The organism is uncultured Tenacibaculum sp., from assembly GCF_947498805.1.
Taxonomy (GTDB): Bacteria; Bacteroidota; Bacteroidia; order Flavobacteriales; family Flavobacteriaceae; genus Polaribacter.
Genome location: NZ_CANMLT010000005.1, coordinates 109,798 through 133,136, shown reverse-complemented (window position 1 = coordinate 133,136; position 23,339 = coordinate 109,798). Strand labels below are relative to the sequence as shown.

The 23,339-nt window shown below is 30.7% G+C and carries 25 protein-coding genes; 2 read left to right on the top strand and 23 right to left on the bottom strand.

Translation table 11 applies throughout. The features are described 5' to 3' along the window. Positions 1–76: 76 nt before the first annotated feature. From Q0873_RS11170 to Q0873_RS11065, 22 genes are all read right to left on the bottom strand, one after another. The gene (locus tag Q0873_RS11170) at positions 77–847 is read right to left on the bottom strand and encodes a trypsin-like serine protease (protein WP_299107176.1); all 771 of its coding nucleotides are present in this window, start codon (positions 845–847) and stop codon (positions 77–79) included. A 72-nt stretch (positions 848–919) separates the two neighbouring features. Continuing rightward, positions 920–1,480 (bottom strand): hypothetical protein, encoded by a 561-nt coding sequence (locus Q0873_RS11165; RefSeq protein WP_299107174.1) that lies wholly within the window; start codon positions 1,478–1,480, stop codon positions 920–922. 176 nt (positions 1,481–1,656) lie between these two features. Further along, positions 1,657–1,842 (bottom strand): hypothetical protein, encoded by a 186-nt coding sequence (locus tag Q0873_RS11160; RefSeq protein ID WP_299107172.1) that lies wholly within the window; start codon positions 1,840–1,842, stop codon positions 1,657–1,659. A 23-nt stretch (positions 1,843–1,865) separates the two neighbouring features. Next, a complete protein-coding gene (locus Q0873_RS11155) occupies positions 1,866–2,294 on the bottom strand; it encodes a hypothetical protein (RefSeq protein ID WP_299107170.1) in 429 nt (142 codons plus the stop codon). Further along, entirely contained in the window at positions 2,294–3,808 is a 1,515-nt protein-coding gene (locus tag Q0873_RS11150) for a hypothetical protein (protein ID WP_299107168.1), read from the bottom strand. The genes Q0873_RS11155 and Q0873_RS11150 overlap by 1 nt, the downstream gene beginning before the upstream one ends. Before the next feature lie 228 nt (positions 3,809–4,036). After that, positions 4,037–5,041, bottom strand: coding sequence for an alpha/beta hydrolase (locus tag Q0873_RS11145; RefSeq protein WP_299107166.1), 1,005 nt, complete (start codon positions 5,039–5,041; stop codon positions 4,037–4,039). A 126-nt stretch (positions 5,042–5,167) separates the two neighbouring features. Further along, entirely contained in the window at positions 5,168–5,758 is a 591-nt protein-coding gene (locus Q0873_RS11140) for a hypothetical protein (RefSeq protein ID WP_299107164.1), read from the bottom strand. A gap of 981 nt (positions 5,759–6,739) precedes the next feature. After that, positions 6,740–7,522 (bottom strand): DUF6193 family natural product biosynthesis protein, encoded by a 783-nt coding sequence (locus Q0873_RS11135; RefSeq protein ID WP_299107162.1) that lies wholly within the window; start codon positions 7,520–7,522, stop codon positions 6,740–6,742. Between the two features lie 98 nt (positions 7,523–7,620). After that, positions 7,621–8,046, bottom strand: a complete 426-nt coding sequence (locus Q0873_RS11130; RefSeq protein ID WP_299107160.1) for a hypothetical protein — start codon at positions 8,044–8,046, stop codon at positions 7,621–7,623. Between the two features lie 103 nt (positions 8,047–8,149). Then, a complete protein-coding gene (locus Q0873_RS11125; RefSeq protein ID WP_299107158.1) occupies positions 8,150–8,677 on the bottom strand; it encodes a hypothetical protein in 528 nt (175 codons plus the stop codon). A 55-nt stretch (positions 8,678–8,732) separates the two neighbouring features. Continuing rightward, complete coding sequence (locus tag Q0873_RS11120) at positions 8,733–9,341, bottom strand: hypothetical protein (protein WP_299107157.1); 609 nt, start codon at positions 9,339–9,341, stop codon at positions 8,733–8,735. A 111-nt stretch (positions 9,342–9,452) separates the two neighbouring features. Next, complete coding sequence (locus Q0873_RS11115) at positions 9,453–9,965, bottom strand: Clp protease N-terminal domain-containing protein (protein ID WP_299107155.1); 513 nt, start codon at positions 9,963–9,965, stop codon at positions 9,453–9,455. 70 nt (positions 9,966–10,035) lie between these two features. Continuing rightward, positions 10,036–10,935 carry a hypothetical protein gene (locus tag Q0873_RS11110; protein WP_299107153.1) on the bottom strand — a complete coding sequence of 300 codons (900 nt, stop codon included), beginning with the start codon at positions 10,933–10,935 and terminating at the stop codon, positions 10,036–10,038. 108 nt (positions 10,936–11,043) lie between these two features. After that, the gene (locus tag Q0873_RS11105; protein WP_299107151.1) at positions 11,044–12,627 is read right to left on the bottom strand and encodes an NAD(P)/FAD-dependent oxidoreductase; all 1,584 of its coding nucleotides are present in this window, start codon (positions 12,625–12,627) and stop codon (positions 11,044–11,046) included. A gap of 164 nt (positions 12,628–12,791) precedes the next feature. Next, positions 12,792–13,565 carry a LytTR family DNA-binding domain-containing protein gene (locus tag Q0873_RS11100; RefSeq protein ID WP_299107149.1) on the bottom strand — a complete coding sequence of 258 codons (774 nt, stop codon included), beginning with the start codon at positions 13,563–13,565 and terminating at the stop codon, positions 12,792–12,794. Between the two features lie 40 nt (positions 13,566–13,605). Next, positions 13,606–14,058, bottom strand: coding sequence for a hypothetical protein (locus tag Q0873_RS11095; protein WP_299107147.1), 453 nt, complete (start codon positions 14,056–14,058; stop codon positions 13,606–13,608). Positions 14,059–14,075: 17 nt separating this feature from the next. Then, positions 14,076–14,534: a GNAT family N-acetyltransferase gene (locus tag Q0873_RS11090; protein WP_299107146.1), complete on the bottom strand. Its 459-nt coding sequence runs from the start codon at positions 14,532–14,534 to the stop codon at positions 14,076–14,078. 150 nt (positions 14,535–14,684) lie between these two features. Beyond that, a complete protein-coding gene (locus Q0873_RS11085) occupies positions 14,685–15,185 on the bottom strand; it encodes a cupin domain-containing protein (protein ID WP_299107144.1) in 501 nt (166 codons plus the stop codon). Next, complete coding sequence (locus Q0873_RS11080) at positions 15,163–15,345, bottom strand: hypothetical protein (protein WP_299107142.1); 183 nt, start codon at positions 15,343–15,345, stop codon at positions 15,163–15,165. Before Q0873_RS11080 ends, Q0873_RS11085 begins: the two co-directional genes overlap by 23 nt. A 1-nt stretch (position 15,346) precedes the next feature. Continuing rightward, complete coding sequence (locus Q0873_RS11075; protein WP_299107140.1) at positions 15,347–16,936, bottom strand: sodium:solute symporter; 1,590 nt, start codon at positions 16,934–16,936, stop codon at positions 15,347–15,349. A gap of 120 nt (positions 16,937–17,056) precedes the next feature. Further along, a complete protein-coding gene (locus Q0873_RS11070) occupies positions 17,057–17,686 on the bottom strand; it encodes an NAD(P)H-dependent oxidoreductase (protein WP_299107138.1) in 630 nt (209 codons plus the stop codon). Positions 17,687–17,769: 83 nt separating this feature from the next. Next, positions 17,770–18,597: a peroxiredoxin family protein gene (locus Q0873_RS11065; RefSeq protein ID WP_299107137.1), complete on the bottom strand. Its 828-nt coding sequence runs from the start codon at positions 18,595–18,597 to the stop codon at positions 17,770–17,772. Between the two features lie 130 nt (positions 18,598–18,727). Between Q0873_RS11065 and Q0873_RS11060 the strand changes: the two genes are divergently transcribed. Both Q0873_RS11060 and Q0873_RS11055 read left to right on the top strand, forming a co-directional pair. Then, positions 18,728–20,002: a DUF2851 family protein gene (locus tag Q0873_RS11060; RefSeq protein ID WP_299107135.1), complete on the top strand. Its 1,275-nt coding sequence runs from the start codon at positions 18,728–18,730 to the stop codon at positions 20,000–20,002. Between the two features lie 52 nt (positions 20,003–20,054). Beyond that, the gene (locus tag Q0873_RS11055) at positions 20,055–20,819 is read left to right on the top strand and encodes an SH3 domain-containing protein (protein ID WP_299107133.1); all 765 of its coding nucleotides are present in this window, start codon (positions 20,055–20,057) and stop codon (positions 20,817–20,819) included. A gap of 56 nt (positions 20,820–20,875) precedes the next feature. Here Q0873_RS11055 and Q0873_RS11050 read toward each other — a convergent pair whose 3' ends face one another. After that, the gene (locus tag Q0873_RS11050; protein WP_299107130.1) at positions 20,876–23,329 is read right to left on the bottom strand and encodes an alpha-ketoacid dehydrogenase subunit alpha/beta; all 2,454 of its coding nucleotides are present in this window, start codon (positions 23,327–23,329) and stop codon (positions 20,876–20,878) included. Positions 23,330–23,339 lie beyond the last annotated feature (10 nt).

The window sequence follows — 23,339 nt, the reverse complement described above, 5'->3', positions numbered from 1 at the left end:
TGTTTAGAATGTAGGTTAGAGGAAATAGTAAAAAGGTAATATAAAAGTAAGTTTGACCTGCGTTTTTAGTTTTAACCTATTGATTGTATTTTTTTAGAATCCATTTTTCTATGGTAGGAGTAATCAAAATACTCACATTTAAAATTTTATTGTTATACGTATCTATTCTTTTTTTTCCGTGATGTATACCACATACATAAAAAGTATTGTCTTCTTTAAACCATAAAGGCGCACCGCTGTCTCCTGTACAGGTATATAGATTATTATAACCTACAATTTTCTTTGAACTTTCTAGTATGAACTCAGTTGAAGAACCACTTTTATCTACTAAAGTATCACGTGTGTCTGAAGGGAAACCTGTTAAGTGAAAATCCTTTTCGTCATGCGCAGTAATATTTTCATATGACTTAACTTTAAAAGTGGTTATATCAAGTCCTTCGAGTGGGGTTAGGTTTTTAATTTTTATGATGGCAATATCTTTGTTTCTCTTATGAAAAAGACCTTGGTGATAATGGTAAATTTTTAAGTGTTTCTTTTTTAGTCTAATCCACTTTCCATTCACAAATACTTCTATTTTGGTAATAAACGGACTGTTCATCACGTTGTGATTTGCGGTAATTATTAAATCTTTTTTAATAAAAGACGCTGTTGAAAGCTTAGGTGCTTTAAATAATCGTTTCACTCTTAAATGAATAATCCCATTAAAAGGAGCAGTAAGTTCCTTCCCATCAATGATATGAACCCTTTTGTTTTCTAATCCGAGTCCGGTAGGACCACATACACCTGATTGTGAAAATGATAAAGAGCTAGCTAGTATAAAGACGATTGTTAAAATGATTTTGTTCATTTTTTTTTAGGTATTGGTTTTGTTAGTTAGTTGTTGTTCTAGTCGGTTTAGTTTTGAGAAAGTGGTTTTCAATTAGCGCGCAATTGCGGTTCTAACAACTTTAAACTTTAAATATTTATCCTTTTCAACTCTGAATAAAAAATACAAATCTTTAAATAGGACATTTGAATTATTCTCTTTCCATGTATTGTCTTGAATCCATTTATAATTCACTAGGTTTAGAAAATGTGTATCGCAATGATTTATGGCTTCTACTTTACTTCCATAAACTTTATTAAAGATTAATTCTTGAGGTCTTTTATAAAATTGATAATTGTGAAACTTTCCTTCTTTTTTATCTTTTAAAACTTGTTGTTCTCTTTTCTCATACTCAACTCTATTATACAAGTTAAATCTACCTGTTCTATTAGTTCTTAATACATATTCTTTATGATTTTCATTTAATATATAATATGCATCGTCATTTTTTGTTTGAGCATCTTGAAAGGAAACAGTTTTTAAGTTAAGTTTTAACGTGTTCTCATGTGGAAATTGAGGAATGTTTTCTTCGTCATTTTGACAATTTTGAAATACGACTATAACACCAAAGAATAGAAGTATTAGTTTAATAAAGTGGATTTTTCTGTTTTTCATATTCGATTAATTTAAAATTCAATTTATTCGGTTGAATTGTTTTTGTTCCCATGAGCTGTTTGGGAGAGAATATGAACCACAGCTTATTTATTATATGTCTATTGAACATTAGATTAGCTCAATTTAAGTTAAAAAAAAGAGCTAGTCTTACGGAAAACCGTAATGAAAGTAAGGTTTTACCTTATTTTTTTAAGAATGCCATACAATAAAAAGGAATACGTAATTATAATAAGTAAAAAAGGAATCGTTTTTATTTTAAATGACTTCCAATTCATTATTCCAGAATGAGATTTATAAACACCTATAAAATATACAGCAATAAATAATATGGCTGTTAATACAATAATTAATGTTCTTTTCATTTTTTGTGAATTTGTTTTGTTATCTAGTCTTCTGATATCCATTCACAACACCAACGAACGTTCAGGTATTTTACAATTTTGGTTTCTGATATTTTTTCTACAATGTTTATTTGTTTAAATACATGGTGTTTAAAACTATTCTCTTTTTGATACTTGTCTTTTATATAATTTAAACTTTTAATATTTAGATTTTTAATGTTTTTAACATTGCAGGTATCTATTTCGGTTTTCTTATTCAAAAAAAACTGTTCACCACAAATGTGAAAAATTACCTTATCCTTTTTTAATTCTTTTCTATAGATATTAAGACTTAGTTTATTTCCGCTTCCATCTTCCACAATACATTTTTTATTGTTTTTAAGATCAAAAAAAAGATATATACTTTCTTTTTCTTCCTGAGAGTGAGAGTTGTATGTAAATAAGCAAATGAATAGTATAATGATATTTTTCATTACTGACAGTTTTCGTTTTTATTACTTTCAATATAGTCATTTATGACTCTTTTAATTCTATTTTTTTTATCTTGTGATAAATTTGTCCAAGTGTAAATTGCATTAGAACCATACTCATAAATTAAACCTTCCCAAGCTAGATCCATATAAAATTGACGAGAATTTTGGTTATTGTCAAATTTTTGTAAAATATCTGCAATAGTCTCTCTATAATGAGTAGCCATTTGTTGATGTTGCCAATTCTTATGACGTCTGAAATAGTCGTACATACCTGGAAAATTACCATCTAAGGCATCTAAAACATCTTGTCTAGTTACTCCGTCAATATTTCCGCCATTATCAAGTACGGATAATAATTTTCTATACATTTCGGCGTGTATTATTTCATGAACGATAGTTTTTATTACCATTAAATTAGGACGATAATTTACTCCATTGACACTACTATTATTATTTAATCTAATAGTAATAATATAATCAGGTGAAGGATGCAATCCGTTATTATTAGGTGCAATAGTCCTACCTTTTGAATTTCCAATATCTCCCATATCAAGTTTCAAATGACTCACAGGGAAATCATTGTCAAATTTTTGAATCATTTTATTTAAATCTGTACTTGATGACACAAGTTTATTATACAAGCAAAGCGCTTTATCTGTAAGGTTATTAATAATTTGTTCTTCTCCTTCTGCAAGTTCTTTTACACTATTGGCATATAAAGTACCTGCACCACTCGTAATACTGCCGCCTCCGCCACTAGAGTAAATAGGTCCTGTTGAGTTACCATTTCCAAGATAATACCAATTAATCGACGAAATGTTTAAGGTAACAGGTGTTCCACCACCACCTTGATTTTCATCGCCATTAACAGTTCCTAAATCTATCTCTTCAAGGACTCCGTCTTCAGGTAAATAATCAGTGTTCCAGCAATCTTCTTTACTTTGAAAGAAAATTAGAAAACTTGCGCTCTGTATATTAACACCTTCTTTGATCACAAATCGTTTTGTTATTTTTCCATTTACAATTTTATATCCATCAAAAAACTCTCCATTTAGTTTATTAAAGTACATTTTTGCACTTATAATCTTTCCATTATCGGCAATTTTTTCTGGGTAAATTGTATAAATAATACTTTCTATTTTACCATTTAAATTTATAAAGAAAAGTTTAGATTCATAATCACCTTTTCTGTTTACCTTAATATCAGCTAAAGTTAGTTGGGCTTCGTCAATACCATACAGATTATCATGTCTAATTGTATTCCAATTTGGTATTAATTCCAGAAAAGAAGAGTTATCCTTACTTGCACAGTGTTTTCTTTTTTGTCTTTCAATCTCTACATCAAAAAAAAATTGAGCATCTTGAAAGGAAACAGTTTTTAAGTTAAGTTTTAACGTGTTCTCATGTGGAAATTTAGGAACGTTTTCTTCGTCATTTTGACAATTTTGAAATACTACTATAACACCAAAAAATAAGAGTGTTAGTTTAATAAAGTGGATTTTTCTGTTTTTCATATTCGATTAATTTAGAATTCAATTTATACGGTTGAATTGTTTTTGTTCCCATGAGCTGCTTGGGAGAGAATATGAACCACAGCTTATTTATTATATGTCTATTGAGTATTAGACTAGCTCAATTTAAATTAAAAAAAAGAATTAGCCTTACGGAAAACCGTAATGAAAGTAAGGTTTTACCTTATTTTTTTAAGAGTAGCGTAAGGAGGTAAAAAACGTATTACTTTTTTATTGGATGTTTAAATTTTGTCTTTCCACTAAAAAATCAAAAGACATTTCAAATAAGCTTTTGCCATTTACTGTTGCGCTCCAAGGACCATGACCTTTATCTACTAAGGGTACTAGTTCGCTATAGATATCTAACGTGTTGTATATATTATTTAATTCGGTAGCTTCTGAATATAAAACGGTAGGGTCTAATGTTCCATGAGCAATGAACAATTCAGGATCATTACTATCATATCGTTCCGTTCCATATACCAAATTAAACACGTCCAATTTTACATTACTTCCCCAATAATCAATAATACTTTTTACCACAAAAGTTTCACTAAGATTTGTAGTAGATAGAGTAGGATCTTCATAAAGTGGAATTTCGTCTCTAAAATCCTCTTGGTTAGAAATACCTAAGGCAATGGCGGTAATTGCCCCTGCTGACGCACCTCCTACAGTTATATAATCTGAGTTTATGTTATATGTATTCGCGTTTGCAATAATCCAACGTAGGGCAGCTTTTGCATCTCTTTGAGCGGCATACATTGCAATGCTAGTTTTTGTATCTCCCGGAGATGATGAATTTTGAAGGGTAATATCAATCCATTTTTGTGGAGCAATTCCTGTAAAAATAGTTCCTAAATCTTCTACGGTTCTATAATCTATAGAAACAAAGACCCATCCTCTTGAAGCAAAGTAATTTCCCATTGCTATTATTTCGGGTTTGGTCTTTGTACCCCCTTGAAATCCTCCGCCATGAATAAACATAAAAACAGGTCTGTTTGTAGAATTGTTATTGGGATGATAAACATCTAGTAATATCGGCATTTCTTGAGTGCTAGGGCTTATGCCATCATGACTGAGTCCTTTAGCAAATACAATATTTTCATCTACTAAAACCGTATAAGAAGATGTTTGTTTAACTACTGGTATTGTATTGTTTATAGTAATTGATTCTTCTGTATTGCATGCTATAAATATAAAAATTGCAAAAACTGTTACATAAACTACCCTATTCATACGAAACTATTTTAAGTTATTCTTATTCTAAGACCCTACTTTCTTATAAAGGTTTAATATGTGTTAATAGTTTGTTGTTTAGGTGGTTGAGTGAGGGTTGTATAAAATGCTTGTGAAAGTTTTGTCTTATTTTTGAAAAATTTCATATTCTAACGTCTCTCCCATAATAAATTTAACTAAACCTCTTTCTTTACTCCAATAAAATTTACTTAGATTACTTTTACTATGTTCGTATTGAGGGCTGTTTTTTGTGTCAAATTCAAAACATTTAACCTTTTCGCCACTCAAATATTTTAAATGTAAAACTGTGTCTTTTAGTTCTTTCTTTATGTTTCTTATGTTGAAGCTATATCCATAAACATAAAAATGTTTTAAGCTAGGTTCATTTTTAGCCTTTTGAGTGAAATCAACTTGAACTCTATTACTCCAAGCTAAGTCGTTTTCATTCATGTCATTTATTCTAATACTAGCTTCTTGATATTGATATTCACTTAATTCTAATTTATTACATGGTGAATAGTTTAAATTTTTCTTATATACTATAAGTGAATCAATGTCTTGATTTTGATTCTTAAAATATAATATTTGATTAACCTTATAATTATCCAACCATTCAATGTCTTTTTTAGGTAGATTTATTTTTTCACAACCACTAAAAATGCATGATTGAAATAGAAAAGCTAGTGTCAATAGTAATAGGTAAAATCTTGTTTTCAATTTGTTTAAATGTTTAATAGAAATTAGAATTTCTGAATGTCAGTAAAAGAGTAGGTGTACACCTGAGATTTATGGTGTTTTCTTACGGATATATTTTTTAGTGTAAGAATTTATAAGAATTATAGTTTATCAATTCTGCCAATATGTATGGGAGACAACCTAACACTAGAATACCAACGGTTCTTACTTTATTTTGTTTAAAGTTTTCAATCAGGTTAGCAATACTAATAGCTGTTTTTAATTTATAAAATGTTGGGGCAACTAGAATCAACAATAAAATGTTTTCTCTGTAGTAATAAATGGATGATATTCCATATTGAATAATATCAATAATAAAATATATAACCAGAAGAAAAGTAAGGGAAAAAATCAGGTAATTGTTTTTAGGGTTTTCTTTCAGAAATTTAACACCAATGAATAGACATATAATGCCGCAAACTATTTTTGTATAGGCTATGGAAATGGGAATTATAAAAGCCCACAAAACCTCTGGTGTTGAATAATGGTATAAAAGATTATACCCTTGGTATGCATAAAGAAAGCTTACAATCAACCATATAATTCCGAATATTTTTTTCATTTTGAGTAGCAATTTATTAGATAAAGTTAATTAAATATTTGGAAGCTTTTAAAGGATTAGGTATTTAAAAAGTATTTATTTTTTTGTTTGATTTTTTATATATCAAAATAGCTGTTAAAACTAGAAATACGATTCCAGAGCCATAGGTGAATCCTAACAATAAATTTTGCTGTTTGCACAGGTTAATCCCAGAGACTTGAGAAATACATTCTCCAAACCCTGTTTCGTATTTTAAACTAACGCCTGTATTAAGTGCCATGAAATAGAAGAGTAACGTCCCGAAAAACGAAAATATAAGCCCAGTTATGTAGAGAACTTTTTTCATAGTGTTTTTATATTGTCTTTTTTAAGGTGTCGATGTTCTTAATTTAAGGAGAAACTGTTGAAATTAAATAGATTACTTAATTTTTACTGATTCCCTTTTTGGCAAGTGCTAAATCTTTAGGTAAATTACTTTTAACTAATTCTAAAGTTTCTTTAGCATTTCCTTCTCCTAAATATTGATTTCTATTTTTTGTGACTATGTAAATAATTTCACCTGTTGAAGGATTCTTATTGGTTTTTTGTTTTATCTCTTTGGGTAAGGACCAAGAGTTTGATTTTGGAGTTACATTTGGTAAATCTAAAGAATCATAAGGATATCCAGTACATCGACTAAAGCAAAGAGTGTATAAACTTGTATAAGGAAAAAGTTTACTAATTAGATGATCTTTGATTGCCAATTGAATAAACGGATTTAATTCTGCAAATCCATCGTTGAGTATTTTATTCCAAGTATATTCTATTTCATTTTCATCGTCAAATGATTCAGATTTCTTATTCGGGTGAATGAAATTGAATTTAAGAGACAATTCTTTAGTAGAAATATCATTGTTAAGCCATACATGTAAAGATTTTACTAGGTTGGTAATGTTGTCAGTTTTTCCATTAGCTAAACAGACCCCATCTTTCCAAAAATCTGACAAATAGAGTTTTTCCTCTGAGGCAATATAGACTTGTGAGAACTTATTGTTTTTCTCAATTCGAGCATAGGAAAACGGGCGTTCTTTTGGTCGTTCATTTTCAACCCTGATTTCAGAATTAATTGCTTCAAAAGCATTATTTAATCCAATAGAAAGTCCTCCAGCTTTTGTTAATTCAGGATATAAGTCTTTATTTAAAAGTTTTTGTATGAAATTTTTCAAATCAGTTTTTTATTAATAATGCTCCATGTCAATTTCGTCCAAATCTTCTTTCGGAAAGCCAAATTCTTGTATCAAAGTTTCTTCTATTTGGACGGTCATTATTCCCAAATGTTTTTTAAGATACCTTCATTAATTATTTCTGTTTTCTCATAAAACGGATTATAGGAATCAGCTTTCCATTTGTTAGCTTTGAAAATATATGAAGAATATTCATATTCTAATTCACGTTCAATTTTTTTTCCTCTCTTGTTGAATAACCAACCTATTTCAAAAATTAAATTGTCACCTTCATTTGGGATATAGTCAAAGTCAAAACAGTTTTGTTTATTCAATTCCTCTATTACGAAATTTTCAGTTAATCCTTGAGTCAAATTTTTGGAAGGCATAATCATTAAACCGTCCATTCCACTCCATTCATGACCTAAATATTTACTTAATTTCCATCTAATAACTTTTAGAAAATCTTTTTTACCTAAAGATTTTATTTCATCTGAATAGAGTTTTTGAATTTTATCGGTATTCATATCTGAGCAAGCGCACAACTTCAATCTTTCCTTTCGATTACACATAGCTTTTTTTATTAAGTAGGATAATTTAGGTTATCGTAAAAATATGATAAAACCGTATTTACTTTCGATAGGGTTCGTCCATAAAATCTTTATTTCTAGCAAATATTCGAAGTCTACTTTTTATTTTATCAATTATGGATGGTTTATCAAACTTTATAGGCGTAACCATTTCTAATTTCTTGAGTTTTTCTAATTCCGTTGGACTAATTTCTAGATCTATTATGAATTTGTCTAATTTCAAAAGAAATTCATTTCCTGTTAACTTTTCAACTCTAATGGATTTGATTTTAGCTAACTTTATTTTTTTCTTCCATCCATTTTTTAAGATGGTAATTGATTTATATTCAATAATTATTTGTCCATATTTGGAATACAGAATACCATTAAGGATGACTAAAACGAAAGTTAAAATAGCAAATGATAGAGATGTAGTTTCAATTAGATGTTCATATTTCAAAAAAGAATCATCAGTACTTGGTGAAGTATATCGTAATAAAAAGTAAAAGTAGGCAACTCCAATTATTTTAAACACTACAAAATACTTGTGCCTAAAAATGTAGTTTCGATTAATTATGTTCAATGTCATGGTTGAATGTTTAGCAATTTTTAGTGAGGTAAAGTTAATTAAAAATATGAAGGCTTTATTTTCTCTTAATGGCAAATACGATGGTAGAATTAGGTAGTACTTTAATAGATTTCTTTTTTTTCATTAACGTGTGAATATTGTTAGGATCTGTTTTATGTTCTGTTCTTATTAAAAATCTCCAGTTATTTAGTTCTAATTCCTTGTTTATTTTGATAACTAAATATTCAGCTGAGCTTTCTGAATGGTATGAATAATCGAGTCCGTTAATAACCATATCGCAAGCACCATCTATTGCTGAAAGTTCAAACCACTGTCCATTGAGTTTTATTCCTATTCCGTTTGCATAAGCATAGGTTTCATATTTAATTTCTGTTCTTCCACTTGTTGTTTTTCCTAAATAAGATTTTGTGCTCACATCATAAACTTCCTCTTCTTGAGGTAGTATATTTAGTGTCGATTCACTTCCTTGAAAATCAAAAATTAACTCTGTTTGCTTGTTTTTTTTTACAATTAAAATTCCATTTACACTACCATTAAAAACGCCATTTTTAAGATCTTGAAAAACGGAATTAAATTCTTCGCCAACTTTAAATATGGTTTGTTCTTGTCCAAAACAAATGCTTGTAAAAAGTATTGTAAGTAAAAAGGAGGTAAATATTTTCATACTATTTTTTTTGTAGGATATAATAATTTGCAATTTTAGTGAGGTAAAGTTAATTAAAAAGATAAGATCGTAATATAGAGATTAACTTTTAACAAATTAATTATACGTTTATTAGGTCTTGTTTAATAGATTATTTAGGTTTTTTGGTAATCCAATAGATGTTAAAAACCGATTAGAACCTATAAATTCTAAGGTTTTAGAGGTTCTCATTTCTCTATACTTTTTACTTTCATTTTTAAAGATTAAGTAATCCATTCCAATCTCTCTCAAATATCTACCAGCGTAACTTTTTTTATCTGCTAACATGAATAATAAAATATATTCTGGTTTAGTTTCTTTATCAAAATACATCTTTGAATAAAATTTTACATTCTTTAGTGTATATTCAAATTCTTTGGTTAAAAAGTATCTTTCAATTTCATTTTCAGTTTCTTTTTCAGATTTTAAAGATTCAGAGAGTTCTTCAAAATTCCAGTTCTTAGAATCAAATACCTTTCTTGGTAGATTATCTGATTTTAAAAGAGCAATGAGAAAATGTAGAGAAGATATATATTCAGAGTTTAAGTCTATTGCTGTTAATCTGCTATCGGCTAAGACTTTTTCGGCTTTATTACTTAATTTCATTTTATTCTTCAGGTATTAACTACTTGTCTAGTGAATGCTTAAGTCTCATTTTTTTTACCAAAATGAAGTTTTAATACGTCCAGTTTTTGATGGTTCCGTCATCTTCAAACCAAATTTCAATAATAAATTTTTCCTCGATTGCTTTACCTTTACGTTTTAGAATATCAAACTGTAATTTTGAAAGTGCTTTTTTCATTGATTTGATACAATATTTATATTCTCGTTTTGAATCCCAATAGGTTTCAATAAAACCTTCAGTTGTATACTCAGGCATTATTACATCTGTTACTTTTCCTTTTTTTCCAATTACTATTGAGTATTTCTGTCCGCAATCTATTTTATTTGAATCGGTCCATTTGAATTTTTTTATTTGATTAAATAAAATACTATTAATTGAGCCTTTTTCAATTCGATTTATTCCTTTTTCTAAATCTATATAGTTCTGAAGGTTATCAATATCTACTATGTTACCTTTTTCTATAGTTATCATTGTTTCATGTAAAAATACTCTTTCAAAGACTCCATCCCAGCGTAGTATTTTATTAGCTTTAGATTTTATAGGAAAACTAATGTTTCCACTGTACCAATCAACAAAAACACTATTGTTATGGACTTTGCTTCCGAAAATTTTATGGATATAGTTTTTAGAAATTTGATTTTCATTGTCCAAAGAATGACAATCGATAATTGCATTAACAAATAAACTATCATTTCTTATTTCATAAATGGCTTGATATCCTCTCCAGCAATTAAATGAATTTCCTGAACTTCCATCAATAGAGTTTCTAAAACTCAAATTAAATAGCCTCCCTTGGTCATCTTTAGTTTTTTGTAGATATTCTTCAATTAGTAAGTTATATGTTTGAATAGTATCATTCTTATAGATAATATAATCTGGACCCTGCGGACTCAAAGCAAAGGAGTCAACAGCAAGCCCCATAAAGAATAGCAATATTAAAAATCTTTTCATAGTTTTTTAATTGTAGTCAATAAATTGAACATTCTAATGTAACTAAAAAAACGTACTGAACCCAAAAGGTTAAGTACGTTTATTGATATTAGAACAAGTGAATAGGTATTACAATACCTTCTTCAACATATTTTTTCCTGTGACGGCCGTTGCCGATAAGATTCCTGAGAATAGGGCACCACCTACACCGGCAGTAACAATATCTTGTCCGGTTAAATAAAAGTTTTTAATAGGTGTTTTTGGTTTTAAAAACCCTTGTCTAAATCTAGATGGACTGTGATCCAAACCGTAAATCTCACCTTTTTCGTAATTCACAAAATGTTCTGTGGTTAATGGAGTAGACAATTCATAATAACTTATTTTGCCTTCTAAATGCGGTAATTGTTTGTATAACTCTTGTAATAATCGTTGTGCTATTTTTTCTTTGATACTTTCGTATTCATCTCCACGTTTTTTCCATGAAGATCCTTTCCACGCTTCAAAAGCTTCATAAGGTACCAAGGTGATAATATCAATGGAACTTTTTCCAGGATAGCGGTTCGACCAATCTGGATCTTTGGCACATGGGAATGACATATACACCACTGGGAAAGGTTGCGATAAATCGTCTAAATAATTTTGCACGCAGCTATCGTGGTCTCCTTTTTCAGGATATACCCAATAATTGGTAGTTGGTATGTTTAGTTCTTCTGGAGTTCCTTCCAATCCGATATATAGGCTTACATGGGCCACCGATGGTTTTACCTTTTGTAATTGCTTTTTTAACTGGAATTTTTCTACCGTTTGTTGAGGTACTAATTTGTTATAGGTAGTAATCAATCCGGCATTACTAATAATATTTTTTGCGGTGATTTTTTTACCATCTTTCATTTGTACACCAGTAGCTTTTCCTTTTTCAATCATTACCTGATCTACTTCGGCACTTACTAAAATAGTCCCACCTGCTTTTTCAATCACAGGATCAATGGTTTTGGCAATTTGAGAAGATCCTCCAATAGGAAAATTTCCACCATCAAAATAATGACGTGCCACTGAGGCATGCATAGAGAAACTACTTTGTTTTGGAGGCAATCCGTAATCACCATATTGACCCGTAAGTACTTTAATGAGCTCTTCGTTATCGGTCATTTCACGAAGTACTTGATAAGTAGTTTTATCGGAATATTTATGAAAAGGTTTGCGTAAATATCCGCCTATAATGCTATTGACAAAAGGTGATAAGGTTTTACTGATATAATAGTTTTTACTGGCTTTTACAGCTTTAAAAACCGTGTCGACATAGGTATGAATGGCTTGCTCTTCTTCTGGGAAGTAACCAATCATTTGCTTTTTAAAGTTTTTAACACCTTTTACAAAATCATAATGTTTATCACCAATAATAATCTTGTCATATACTTCGCCCATGTCTTGCCATTTTAGTTGACTATCGGTTACATAGTCGAATAATTTTTTTAGGATGCTTTTTTCACGTTGTACTTCTCCTATATAATGAATTCCTACATCCCATTCGTAACCTTTACGTTTAAAAATATGGGTAAATCCGCCAGCGGTATAGTGGCGTTCAAGTACCAATACTTTTTGTCCTTCTTTGGCAAGAATTGCAGCAGTGGCAAGTCCGCCCATTCCAGAGCCAATAATAATGGTATCGTAATTTTCTTGTAGTATAGGTTTCTTTTTATAAGATTGAATCATAGTACTAGGGTAGATTAAGTTCCTAAGGTACTAAATAAAAATTCCCATGTACATTTTTGGAAGTTATTTTGTTTAAAAAGTAGGGGAGTGGTTCGTTTTTATTGCAATTTTAAAATGGTACAAGTTTATGCGATATAGGTCATGAAAAACTTTCGAAATAGGGCTTAGGAGTGAAAAACAACGGTATTGTTTTTATAATTTTTAGAAACAGGAATTTCTATATGCGTAAGAGAAAGCGTATTGGCGCTTTTCCAAGATTTAAAATGAGTTGGATTGACTAAATGCGAGCGATGAACTTGAATTAAAAAAGGATGTTTTTGTTGAATTTTCTTTAGAGAAGATCGAATCAGTTTTGATTTTGAGATGCCTTGTTCTAAAAAGAAAACTTCCACATAATTCTGAGATTTTGAAATACAAATTAATTCCGATTGCTGAATTTTTAAAATGTCTAATTTGTATTCTCCTTTAATAGTTAACAACGGATCTTTTTGTGGTGTTGTTACTGGGACTACTTTTTGAGGAACAAATCTTAGAATAAACCATCTCGCAAATAAAACAATTGGAGCAAATAAGAAAAGGGATTTGAATAGTGCGTTTGAAAACTCAGAGAAATTCCAAATACCTTTTAAAAACGGACTTTTATAATAGGCATAACTCAATACATGGTTTAATAGAAAAAAGAGTAACAAAATGCTTATTTCCAATCCTATATTCCATTTTTCTAGTTGCACATAAATATTGTCTTGAACGAGTACAGCGATAAAATAGCTTAGAAAAGTAATAAAACTAAAACCAATACTTAAAAACAACCACCATTCTTCCAGTCCAGCTTTTCCACTATCAAAGGGTTTGATGATATAGGTAAAAACGAAGATCCAAAGACTACTAAAGAGTCCTACCCATACATGATGTTTTATAGATGGATTGAGTTTATTCAAGAGTTGTGAGAATTGTTTAGTTTTTGGAGTCTAATATATGCTAATTTTGGTCGGTATAATCGTAAAGTTTATCATCTTCCTCCAAAAACTTTTTAAGCTTCCATTCTGATACTTTTCGAATGCGTTTAATTCTATGAGACAACTCTGGATTATAAGTACATCTCTCTTCTTGAAATCCAATCCAATCTGGAAACAATTTTTTAGCGATGTTAAATATTCTTTTATTAAATCGATCTGAAGCGGTATTTTCTATTTCATTTTTAGGATATACAATAAGATTTGTACGATGCATAATAACATGCATAAAAGGATTACGAATATTAGGATTAGCTCTTTCAAGTCCTTCGTCTTCCCAAAAAACTGCATCTTGTAAAATAGCATATTCCATTTTTGGATCGGTATAAGATGAATTTTTTGGTAAACTATTTCTATGCCACCATAAAGCTATTGGAAATGCAATACTTCCGAAAAGACGTGGGACAAATTCTTCCATAATTATAGTTGTTAAAGCTAGTTAAAATGTAACTTCATTCCTTCGTGACTTGCTTTAAAGCCCAAGTTTTTATAAAATTCAATTGCTTTAGGACGTTGTTTGTCTGAAGTGAGTTGTATCAAGTGTGCACCTTTTTCTTTAGCTCTTTCTATAGCCCAAACAAACATTGTCTTTCCAATTCCTTTACCCCTTTGATCTTTACGAATTCTTACTGCTTCAATTTGTGCTCGTATTCCTCCTTGATAAGTAAGATATTGAAGAAAGGAAAGTTGTAGGGTGCCTATGACTTCCTTTTGTTCATTTTCTACCACGATAAGTTCTTGGTTTTTATCAGAAACTATTTGTTCAAAAGCATTAATATATGCTTTAGGTAAGGGTAACTGATAATTTTCTCTTTTTGCTCCAAGTTCATCATCCGCTATCATTGCTACGATAGTTTCAAGATCATTTTTTGTGGCGTTTCTAAAAGTAAGCATCGTTTCGTATTTATGAGTTGGGTATGACGTATCCTTAGCGATACTAAGTTAAGAAAAACACGATTGCTTTAAACTATTGAATTTAAAAAGCATAAACAAAGCCTATTAAAACAGGTAGAATATGGTTTTAATTTCATAGCAATTAATCTTTTAATGATGTGTCAGCTTTGTTATAATGGCTTTATGTTGTGGGAAGAGTGCAATTAAGGCTTCTCTTTCTGGTAATACAAAATCGTTGAAGTCAAATCCCGGAGCTACTGTACAACCCGTAAAAGCATAAGTGTTTTCTGCTTCCACTTCCGCAGCAAACCAATATCCCGCAGGTACCACAAACTGAGGTTGTTCGTTTTGTTCTAAATTATTTCCTATAAGTACAAAAGAATAGTCTCCTTCAGGAGAAATCATATGCAATTTTAAAGTACTTCCTTTGTAAAAATGCCAAATTTCATCTTGGTTAATTTTATGAAAGGCTGAGAACTTTTCCGAAGTCAATAAAAAGTAAATTGATGTCGAGTAATTTCTATCTCCTACAAATTCTGGAGATAAATGTTCGTTTTGGATAATTCCGTTACTTCTATAAGTTTCTTTAAAATATCCACCTTCTGGGTGTGCGGTTAAATCAAATTGATTAATGATCTGTTGTGCTGTCATCTTCTGGTTGTTCTTTAGCTTCGTTGGCTTTTTTTATAATAGCTTTTAATCGTTCTTTATTGCGTTGCTTTTCTACACGAAGCTTGTTTTCTTTTTGCTTCATTAAGCGTGTATGCTTTGCCTTGTTTACTGTATTCTTTGCTTTTCCTTTCTTTGGCATTTTAATTGTTTTTATATCTTGATAGTACAATACCCAACCAAGCAATTCCTAAAATTAAAAATAAGATTGCTCTCCAATCTTCAAACCCATTTAATATGGCTCTAGTAAAACCAAGAAAAGACATAATTAATGGAAGAACAATTGATGTACTCTTCTTGTTCTTATTATTTATTAAAAGTAAACCTAAGAAGGTAATGGCTCCATTTAAGATTAATACAAAGAACCCGAAATCAAAGCCTAAACTATTTTTACTATATACACTTATAAAATAGGTAAGTACTGGAGCTACCAAACAAATTATAGGAACTAATTTGTCTTTTACATTGAGTTTGGTAAATAATCCAAACGCATACAATCCAAGTAAAGGACCATAGGTATACCCAGCAAATTGGAATATTTTAGCAATGACGCTGGCATCAGCAATAAAATATTTAAATATTAAAATCGTAGCAATTAGGATAAATGAAAATAACACATGTATCTTTTTACGAAGAGCTATTTTTTCTTGTTCATCTTCTTTTTTATCTATTTCTAAAATGTCAATACTAAAGGAAGTAGTTAAGGAAGTTAAAGCACTATCTGCACTTGAATAGGCGGCAGCAATTAACCCTAATAAGAAGAATAGGGAAGTAGCAATACCTAATTCGCCACTCATCGCAATAGTTGGGAATAAATTGTCTCTATGTGCATCAATTCCGTTCGTAGCTGCGTAGTCGGTTAGTAAAACTCCTAAGGCTAAAAAGAAAAAGTTTACAATCACTAATACAATGGTAAACCAAAACATGTTCTTTTGTGCATCTTTTAAGTTACGACAGGTTAAGTTTTTTTGCATCATGTCTTGATCTAATCCGGTCATTACAATGGCAATAAAGGCACCTGAGAAAAACTGTTTCCAAAAATAGCTTCCAGCTTTTACATCGTCAAAAAAGAAAGTTTTAGATAAATCATTATCGGCAATATAGGAGAATAAACTGTCTATTTGCATGGCATCTTTAATCATTACAATACAAACACCTACAGCAATCAGCATAAATAAGGTTTGCAAGGTATCTGTCCAAACAATGGTTTTAATTCCTCCCTTAAATGTGTATAACCAGATTAGTAAAATGGTAATGGTTACGGTTACCCAAAATGGAATTCCGTAAGCATCAAATAAAATTAACTGCAATACATTGGCTACTAAAAACAAACGAAAAGCCGCTCCTACAGTTCTTGATAATAAGAAAAAGGAAGCTCCTGTTTTATAGGAGTATCTTCCGAAGCGATCTTCTAAATAAGTATAAATAGAGGTTAGGTTTAACTTGTAATAAAGTGGTAATAATACCAATCCGATTACAGCATATCCTAATACATACCCTAACACCATTTGCATATAGCCCATTTGCTGACTCTCTACCCAACCAGGCACAGAAATAAAGGTAACTCCAGAAAGAGATGCCCCAATCATACCAAAGGCAACTAAATACCAAGGAGAAGAGTTATTTGCTTTAAAAAAGGTGTTGTTGTTAGCAGATTTACCAGTGATGTACGAGATAAGAATTAATACACCGAAATAAGCTAAAATAAGTAGGAGTATATGTAGTGGTTGCATACAGTTAAATTATGAATTACGAATGTACTAAATTGTAACTATAAATTAAATGTTGGCAAGGAAGATAGCTATCAAATGAGCGCAATTGAAAACTTTCGACTGCGCTCAAGGTGACATTAATTACATTTCTATAATAACTTCTTCGGTTTTTCTACGAACTTTTTTAAGATCTTTCATATAGTCGTCTTCAGCTCTAAACCCAACAGGTAATACTAATACTGAGGTTAAGTTGTGTTGTGCTAAATCTAATATTTCGTCATATTTTTCAGGAACAAATCCTTCCATTGGACAAGAATCGATTTGCTCATTGGCTGCAACAGTCATTAAATTTCCTAAAGCAATATACGCTTGGTTTTTGTTCCAGTTACGTAACTCTTCTTGTGTTTTACTAGCTACAGAAGAAGAAAGCATTTCTTTAAACGGATTTAAAATCTCGTCTGGAGTATTTCTAACATTTTTTACTAGTGTAAAGTAGTTTTCTACATCTTCTTGTGTAAACTCTTTTGGAATACATAGAACCAATACATGTGATGCTTGGGCTACTTGTTGTTGGTTCCAAGAATGTGGTACCAATTGTTGTTGTAATTCTTTGTTATTAATAACCACCATTTTTACAGGTTGTAAACCATATGAAGTAGCTGTTAAGTTAAAAGCTTCTTTTAAAATATTGATTTGTGCTGTAGATAGTGATTTATGTTCGTCAAATTTTTTAACAGCATAACGCCATTGTAAATTTTCTATACTATTCATGTGTTATAATTTTGAAACAAAAATACTATAGAAGATTAGAAATCGACTGTTAACTTCATTATAAAAATTGATACTACTATTAACTAGCCTTTATAGTTATCGATAATTCTTAGAAAAGTTGCCGGTTCTGGTCGTACACGATAGTTATCTGTTAGGTCAGCAAAGATTATTTTATCGTTTTTGTCAGTAATAATTACAGTAGGTAATACGACATCTGATTCATATCCTAATACTTGAAACCCTGCTGGAAGTCCGTTTTCATGAATAATTTTTAATTGCTTGGCAACTCTGTTATCGATATCTCTTAGAAAATGAAAGGGTACTTGGTGTTTTTTGGCTAAGCTCTTGGTAAATTTATGAGGCTGAGAACTTATTAATAACATATCTACCTTTCTTTTTTCAAGCTCTTTGTATTCACGTACTACTTCTTTTATTTGAGCCATACATAACGGGCACCAATTACCACGATAGAAGATGAAAATTTTAAAGTCACCTGTAAAAGAGTTACTGTTAACCATTTCGTTCTCTGTGTTTTCAAGTGAGAATTCTGGAAGTTTTTTTCCAAAGTCTAAAACAGACATATCTCTTGAGTTAAAAGTAGAGTACCAAGTTAAATAAGCTAACCAGCCTAAAGCAATTGAAAGCGGAATTAATAAAGAATCTCTATTGAAATCTAATAGGTTTAATACAAAACCAATACTTATTAAAGCTGAGTAAAAGGTTAATGTTTTGGTAGTTCTGGCAACTGGTTTTATAAAGAGCATTGAGAAAAATAATACTACTGCAATTGACGAAACAAGTACTCCAATATTATGCAATGAAAAGCTATTTGTTAGGAGTGTTTTGGTAAAAATAACCAAGGCATATACTGGAAATGCACTAATGAAGAGAGATTTAATGAAATTTTTCATAACTTAAAGGTCGACAAAAATTGAGTGAATTTACAAAAATATTCAAATGTTATGATGTGCTATGGTCATAACGTACTACCCATTTTTATGTTTTCTAGTGAATCGCATCTGATACTAAATACAAATACAGATGAAAGAGAACTTTTTACATTTTATATGGAAACAGCAACTGTTTGATTTTAAGAAGCTAACTACTGTTCAAGGTGAAAGAGTGAAAATATTGAAGCCTGGAACGTTGAATACCAATGCAGGTCCAGATTTTTTAAATGCACAAATAAAAATTAATGAGCTACTATGGGTTGGTACCGTAGAGATTCATGTAAAATCCTCCGATTGGTATGTACATCAACATGAAATAGATACGAATTATGACACAGTAGTTTTGCATGTGGTTTGGGAACATGATACCAATGTGTTTACAAAAAGCAATAGACCATTACCTACTTTAGTACTGAAAGATTTTATTGATAAAAGTGTATTACATAATTATTATAAGCTTTTTATTAAGAACGAAAATTGGATTCCTTGTGCATCGCAAATTACGGAAGTAGATTCTTTTATATTAAACAATTGGTTGGAACGATTGTATTTTGAACGTTTAGAACGTAAAGCTCTTTTTGTACAAAGCCTATTGGAAGAAATAAATAACGATTTTGAAGCTGTCTTTTTTCAATTGTTAGCAAAAAACTTTGGACTCAATGTAAATGGTGAAGCTTTTTTGAGTTTAGCGCAATCTTTTGAATTTTCATTAATAAGAAAAGTTAGACATGATAAAACAATATTGTCTGCTTTGCTTTTTGGCCAGGCAGGATTTTTAGAGGATGTTGGAGAAGAGCCTTATTTTTTAAAGTTAAAGACAGAATATCAATACCTCAAAAGAAAATTTCAATTGCGACCATTGTTTAACGGACAGTTTCAGTTCTTTAGAATGCGTCCATCTAATTTTCCAACTATCCGTTTGGCACAATTAATAGCCTTGTATCATAAATATGCTAATTTGTTTATTGATGTAATGAACATAAATAGTTTAGAGGAGCTATATACTTATTTTTCTGTGGAAGTAGATTTGTTTTGGAAAACACATTACACATTCGAAAATTCTTCTAAAAAATCGAATAAAAAACTCACAAAGTCATTCATAGATTTATTGATTATCAATACCATTATCCCATTAAAATTTATTTGGAAAAGAAGTAGAGGAGAAGCCTTAAATGAGGACTTGTTTGCCATTTTGAAAGAAATAAAGCGTGAGCAAAATACGATTATAACGAAATTTTCAGAAGTAAAGATTGTTGCTCAAAACGCCTTTGATACCCAAGGGTTACTGGAATTAAAGAGTCAGTATTGTAATTCAAAAAAATGTATGAAATGTGCAATTGGTAATTTTCTATTAAGGAAAGTATAATTAATGGTCTTGTGTAATTGTAAAAAATTATATTTGTTGAAAATTTATTAAAATGAAAAGAATATTTATTGCTATTATTTCAGTATCGTTTTTCTTTACAAGCTGTAAGGAAAATGGAAAGTCAAATGAAACTAAAGAAAATCTTGCGAAAGAGAATAAGGTTGAATTGCATGAAAAAGAAACAGAACAAGCTAATAACGCTATTTGCTTGATAGAAAAGTTGTCTATCAGAGAAACTCCAGAACCAAAAGGAAAATGGATTACTTCTATGAGTTTAGGTGAGAAAATTACCTTACTTGGAGAAGAAACTACCAACGAAAAGACAAAAAAGCTGTATTATAAAGTAAGACTTATTGATGGTAAAGAAGGATGGACTAGAGCAAGCCTTTTAGCTGTTAATGGTGAGGTAGGGGCATTTTTAGAAGATGCAATGGTTTATAAAAGACCTGATCTATTAACCAAAACAGATAAGAAATACAGTGTAATGGATATCGTTGCTACTATTGAAAATAGTGGAGATTGGATTAAGGTAAAGGGAAAAAGAGCTGACGGCGAATATATTGAAGAGGGATGGGTTAAATCATCGAATATATCGACAAATGCTGTAGATATAGCTTCTGCTAAGTATGCTTTGTTAGCTAATGAAAAAGCTACCATGACAGAAAGAATTCAGGCACTACAAGAAATCGTGGATAACTCAGATTTATCAGAATCTGTATTTATTGAAAATATAAAGAATAAAGTGAAAGATTATCAATCTAAGAATACAGAGATTGATGTTCAGGATGTAAAAGCTGAGGTTGAAAAATCAGAATAAACAATACTTATAAAATAAAAAAAAGCGACTTTCAAAAAAGTCGCTTTTTTTTGTGCTTAATATAAGCTTTTGAATTTTTGAGGATTAGCTTCATGCATAATCTCATATACTTTTTCAAAAATATCTTCAGCAGATGGTTTAGAGAAATAATCTCCATCGGTACCATATGCAGGTCTATGTGCTTTTGCAGTTAATGTTTGTGGTTTGCTATCTAAATGACGGTAACCATTTTGATTTTCTACAATTTCTTGTAATAAATAAGCAGAAGCTCCACCTGGTACATCCTCATCAACAACTAATAAACGGTTTGTTTTAGCAACCGATTGTACAGTGTCATGGTTAATGTCAAAAGGTAATAAACTTTGCGCATCTACAATTTCTACAGAAATTCCAACTTGCGCTAAATCTTTAGCAGCTTCTTCAACAATTCTTAGTGTAGAACCATAAGAAACAATGGTAATGTCGGTTCCTTCTTTAATAGTTTCTACTACTCCAATAGGTGTTTTAAATTCTCCTAAGTTTGTAGGTAGTTCTTCTTTTAAACGGTATCCATTTAAACATTCAACAATTAAAGCAGGATCATCACTTTCTAACATCGTGTTATAAAAACCAGCGGCTTTGGTCATGTTTCTAGGAACTAATACATGAATTCCACGAATGTTATTAATAATTCCACCCATTGGTGATCCCGAATGCCAGATTCCTTCTAATCTGTGTCCACGAGTACGAATAATTAACGGTGCCTTTTGCTTTCCAAAAGTACGGTAACGAAGTGTTGCTAAGTCGTCACTCATTATTTGTAAAGCATATAAAAGGTAATCTAAATATTGAATTTCAGCTATTGGACGTAATCCACGCATTGCCATTCCAATACCTTGTCCTAAAATTGTTGCTTCACGAATTCCTGTGTCTGAAACACGTAGTTCTCCGAATTTCTCTTGTAATCCTTCTAAGCCTTGGTTTACATCTCCAATATGACCAGCATCTTCACCAAAAACTAAAGCATCTGGGTGTTTTTCAAAGATGGCATCAAAATTATCTCGCATAATAATACGAGCATCTACCATGTTTTTTTCTGATGCATAGGTAGGTGCATTTGCAGAAATATTTTGAGCAGCTTTATCTGATTCACTTAATAAATGCGCTGAGTATTTAACAGCAGCATTATCAATAGCGCTTTTAATAAAATTTTGTAGTTCTATTTTTTCAGCAAAGTTTTCTTCTTTTAAATGACGTAAACTTTTACGTGCTGCAACTAAAATATCTTTTCTAATAGGTTCATCAATAGCCCCTAAATCGTTTTTGTATTTTGAAATAAACGTACCATTACTACTTTTTTGAGCAACTCTTTCTAATAAATCAATAGCACTAGATACTTCTGATTTTATTTCATTTGTAAAAGCTCCCCAAGCATCACGCTTTGCTTTGCTTACTTCTTTTTTAGCTGCTTTATCAATGGCAATTAACTCTTCTTCTGAATCAATAAATTTTAAAGTAGCTCCATTTTCATCTTCAAGTTCGAACTCTAAAATCCATTTTCTCATTTGAGCAATACAATCAAATTCTTGCTCCCATTGTAAGCGTTCTTTTGATTTATAACGTTCGTGAGAACCAGAAGTAGAGTGTCCTTGAGGTTGTGTTAATTCTTTTACATGAATTAAAACAGGTACATGCTCTTCTCTAGCTACTTTTGCAGCTTTATTATAAGTGTCGATTAATTCAACATAATTCCAACCATTAACAACAAAAATTTCATATCCGTTATTTTCATCGTCTCTTTGGAATCCTTTTAATATTTCTGAAATATTTTCTTTAGTAGTTTGGTGGCGTGCATGTACAGAGATTCCATATTCATCATCCCAAACACTCATAACCATTGGTACTTGTAAAACCCCAGCAGCATTGATGGTTTCAAAAAACAAACCTTCACTCGTACTTGCGTTACCTATCGTTCCCCAAGCAACTTCGTTTCCTTTATTAGAAAAGTTGGTGTGATTTTCTAAACCTTTTACATTTCTGTAGATTTTAGAAGCCTGTGCCAATCCTAACAAACGCGGCATTTGCCCTGCGGTTGGAGAGATATCTGCAGAAGAGTTTTTTTGCGCAGTAAGGTTTTTCCAGTCACCATTTTCATCTAAAGAATGAGTAGCGAAATGACCTCCCATTTGACGCCCAGCAGACATAGGTTCTATATTAATATCTGTATGTGCATATAATCCAGCAAAAAATTGTTGTGGATTTAATTCACCAATAGCCATCATAAAAGTTTGATCACGATAATACCCTGATCTAAAATCTCCATTTTTAAATGCTTTGGCCATTGCTAATTGAGGTACTTCTTTACCGTCACCAAAAATTCCGAATTTAGCTTTTCCTGTTAAAACTTCACGTCTTCCGAGTAAACTACATTCACGACTTATACGAGCAATGCGATAGTCGTTTAAAACTTCATTTTTAAAATCTTCAAAAGAAAGTTGTTGAGTGTTAGCTAGTTCGGTATTCTGCGTCATAATCTACTAT